The organism is Streptomyces sp. NPDC054840 (genome assembly GCF_053611065.1).
This window is the reverse complement of record NZ_JBSGZP010000621.1, coordinates 1-4,307: the sequence shown is the minus strand read 5'-3', so window position 1 is coordinate 4,307 and position 4,307 is coordinate 1. Positions and strand designations below refer to the sequence as shown.

General features: G+C 72.1%; 1 protein-coding gene. It reads right to left on the bottom strand.

Annotation, left to right across the window (positions count from 1 at the left end; genetic code table 11):
• Window positions 1-535 precede the first annotated feature (535 nt).
• On the bottom strand, window positions 536-4,307 hold a 3,772-nt coding region (locus tag ACWGIU_RS30895), incomplete at its 5' end, for a cation-translocating P-type ATPase (protein ID WP_453711344.1).

Sequence of the window (4,307 nt, the reverse complement as noted above, 5' to 3'; positions counted from 1 at the left end):
TTAGTCACGCCGCCCGCCGTGAGGCCGGACACGCACTGCGCGTTGTCGCCGGTCAGCCCGGCGTAACAGGCCATTCGGACGGAGTCGGGGGCCTCGCCCCAGTGCCGCACACGGGCCCCGGACCGTTTCGCGCCGGACGGTCCGACTCTGGAAGGGGGCGACTGCGAGGGAGGCCCTGGGGACGGCGCTCAGGCCGCCGGTGGAGCCGATGCTGGCTCAGGCTGGGGAGTCGCTGCCTGGCCCGGCTGCGCTGCGTGCGGGGGTGGCGCACGAGCAAAAGCTGGACGGGCCCAGGGCGCTGCTGTTCACCCCGGCTGGGCGGATGCTGGTTCAGACCCGCCGTGGGTCGCTGGTCCAGGAGCGGTGGCCGGACCTGGTGGCGGCCCCGGCGGGGATGGTCACCGCGGCGACTGGCGAAGGCGCGCGGGCCTGGCTTCTCTCGACGAAGTGCCGATCGACCGTCTGCCAGTTCGGTCTGAACACGCCGGTGGATAGCTGCCGCAAGGTACAGCTGGAGGCGGTCAGTCTGGCATTGTCATGGCGTCGTGGCCTGGGCCTTTTCGGGCGGTGGTGCGTCTTTCTGGTGCTGTTCGCGCGGAGTCGGCGGCGGTTCGTCCTGGGCATCGGTCGGCGCCTGGTCCGTGGTGTCGGGGATGAGGCGGGAGATGAGCAGGGGCGCGAGGAAGTGGCCGAGGAGGGTGGCGGTGGTGATGGAGGAGAGGGTGATCGTCCAGGCGACGGGGCCGAGCGGGGTGCAGCCGAAGAATTGGCTGGGGCCGGGGGTTTGGATGATGGCGGCGAGAACGGCTGCGGAGCCGAGTCCGGCGATGAGGACGTTGCGGTCTGTGCCGCCGGCGATCAGGGTCTGAGCCAGCTGGGTACCGACGACGGCTGCCAGGGAGACGGTGGAGGCGCGGCGGCCGCGCCCGGTGAGGCGGGCTGCTGTCCAGGCGAGGCCGGCGCCGGCCGCAGTGATGACGCCGCGGAGCAGCATTTCCTGGGTGAGCGAGACGCCCAGGGAACGGTGGGGGCCTTCGGCGAGAAGGCGCTCGCCGGTTTGTTCTGAGGGTTCGCGTACGGCGATGGCCAGGGAGGGGGCGAGGTCGGTGAGGAGGTTGACCAGCATGATCTGGCGTGCGTTCAGAGGGGTGCTGCCGGTGATTGCGGAGGCGAGAACACTGAACGTGACTTCACCGAGGTTGCCTCCGATGAGGATGGCGAGGGCGGCGCGGACGGATGTCCACATGGCCCGGCCTTCCATGAGGGCGGCGACGATCGTCTCCAGTCGGTCGTCGGTGACGACGAGGTCCGCGGCCGCGGTCGCGGACGGTGTGCCACGGCGGCCGAGGGCGATGCCGACATCGGCGAGGCGGATGGCGGGAGCGTCGTTGGCGCCATCGCCGGTCATCGCGACGACGCGGCCGATGCGCTGGTAGGCCTGGACGATTCTCACTTTGTGGCCGGGGCTGCAGCGGGCGATGACGTCGACGGTGGGCAGCAGTTCGTCCAAGGCGTCGTCGTCCATTGCGTCGATGTCCGGTCCCGTGCAGACCCGGGGTTCGGTGATGTCGCTGATCGTCGAGGCGATGGCATCGGCGGTGGCGGGATGGTCGCCGGTGAGCATGACGGTGTGCACTCCGGCCTCGCGCAGGCGCGCTGTCGCGGGCGCGGCGCTGTCGCGGACGGGGTCGGCGAGGGTCAGGAAGCCGAGGAACGTCAGGTCCCGCACGGTGTCGTCGGTGAGGTCCTCACCCGCCTTCATGGGGCGTTCGGCCACGGCCAGGATCCTTCGCCCCGCTGCCGCGAGTTCCTCGGCCGCTGCGGCGAGCGCACGACGGGCCGCGTCGTCGAGGTCCGCGTCCCCGTCGGGGTGGCGTCGGCGCACGCACCGGTCGACGACGTTCTCCGGGGCTCCCTTCACGCTGAGCAGAGCGCCGCCGCTGGTGCGGCCGGAGGTGGCGTGGTAGGCCCGGGCCGGCTCGAAGGGGAGAGTGTCCGTGCGGCGCCACCGCGCTGCTCCCGTGTGTGTGGTGACCCGCGCGCGGCGGGCACCGTCGACGATCGCCCGGTCGGTCTGGTGTGCCATCGGTTCGGCCTGCCGCGCGGGCGGGCTGGCGCGCAGAGCGGCGGCGAGGATTTCTTTCCCGGAGGGACCGAGCTGGCCGAGGGCGGTCGCGTCCTCGCCGTCGCTGACACCGGTAAGTTCCAGGGTGCCTTCGGTGAGGGTTCCGGTCTTGTCGAAGCAGAGGATGTCGGCGCGGCCGAGTGCCTCGATCGTGCGGGGATTGCGGACCAGGGCGCCGGCGTCGGCCAGACGGCGTGCGGCGGCCAGCTGGGCGGCACTGACCAGGAAGGGCAGACCCTCGGGCACGGAAGCGACGGCCAGGTTGACAGCGGAGGACAGGTTGTCGGTCAGTGGACGGCCGTGGAGGAGCCCGGACAGCGACACGGCGACGGCGGAACCCAGGGCGATGGGCACACTGGCACGGGTCAACGACGAGAGCCTGGTCTCCACACCGGTCTCGGGGGCGCCTTGCCGGGCGGTGGCCAGACTCCGTCCAGCTTCGGTGGCCGACCCGGTCGCCACGACCACCGCCGTGGCCCGTCCGGCGGAGACGGTGGTGCCCTCGTAGAGCATCGAGCGGCGTTCGGTGATGTGCGAGGCGACCACGGGGGCCGGATCCTTGCTGACGGCGAGCGACTCGCCGGTGAGGGAGGATTCGTCGACCTCGAGACCTTCGGCTTCCAGAAGGCGGCAGTCGGCGGGCACCACGTCTTCGGGTCCCACCGAAATGACATCGCCGGGAACCAGGTCAGCGGAGGTGACCAGACGCTCCCGGTCCTCGCGTCGCACACGGGCACCGATGGCCGACTCTGCGAAAAGCTCGGCCAGGGCACGGTCGGTGCGTACGCGCTGGAAGCCGCCGACCAGAGCGGAAACGGCGGTGATGACCGCGACGAGCACGGCGTCCGTCCGAGACCCCACCGCCGCGGACAGCGCGGCGCCGGCCGCGAGGATGGGCGTGAGCGGATTCGACAGCTCCTCCACGAAAGCGTGGGGCAGGGTCAGCTTCGCCGGTTCGCCGGCGTGCATCCCGCAGCCGCGGGCGGTCGCTTCCTGCCGGGTGAGGCCCTCCTTACGGCTGCGCAGCCGCTCCAGTACGCGGTCGGTGGGCATGAGGTGCCAGGGAATGCTGGTCACCGGCGGGGTCAGCGGGCGGCTCATCAGCTGCCGGGCCCGCCAGGCGCCCATACAGAACGCGACCGCACCGGCAGTGTTGCTCACCGCCATCACCCGGGCGGTCGCTCGCCGGGCAGGACCCTGAAACGCGGCCACCGAAGCGATCCCGCTCCCGCCGGCGGCCAGGTGGTGGCTGTCGCGGTCCACCACCGCAGCGACCCCGGCGGCGTCGACGATCAAGCCCGCTGCCTCAAGATCTGTACCGACCAGGATGTGAGCACCCCACGGCGTGTACTCACCTTCACCATGTGCGCCGATCGCGCAGTCGGCCGCGGCCAGGGCCGCACGGTTCCCGGAGATCAGCAGTACGACAGCGCCTTCGGCCTGGAGAGCCCGCACCGAGGCGAGGAGGCCATCTCCTGCCGGAACCACGGCATCGGCAAACGCTGGCCCGTCGCCTTCACGGTCGGAGGCCACCACGACCCGCGCCCCGGATCGTCGTGCCGCTGCGGCCACGGCCTCGGCCCCGGGAGCCGACTGGGTCCCCAGCCCTGCAACCGCCCGCAGACGCCGGCCCCGGGCAAGACCGAGGACCCTCTCGCTGCCGCGTCGCCGTAGCCGATTCGCCGCCTTGCGGCCCTTCCGGCCTTCGAGGTCCAGGCCGTCCAGCGGCCCCAGCACCCAGTCGCCATCCTGACGGACAGCCAGCGGCGCATCGGAGTCGAACAGCGCGAACAACCGCTCCGATGCCTCCTCGGGATCCGCATCCCCGACAAGCTCCAGATCCATCGGCTCGAACCGGCTGCCGCGCAGGGCACCGTCCTCCAGCACGATGGTGTCCACCTGACCCAGACGCCGCAGGACCGTCCGGTCCATCGTCACCACCCCGCGCAGCGCCAGATACCGGCCCAAAGCCGTGGCAAAGCCTTCCCTCCCGGCGCCGGGGGCCTTGGGCACGGCGGCCACGGCTACGGCGACCGCCTTGCGCACACCGGCTACACCGGCAAACGGCAGCGTGAGGAGACCGGCGGCGATACCCGCCGCCATCGACCGCTCCGCGTACCGGTCCGCGCCGTCCTGCGGCGGGCGGCCGGGCCGGCCGCCCGCCGCAGCATCGGCTGCGGCC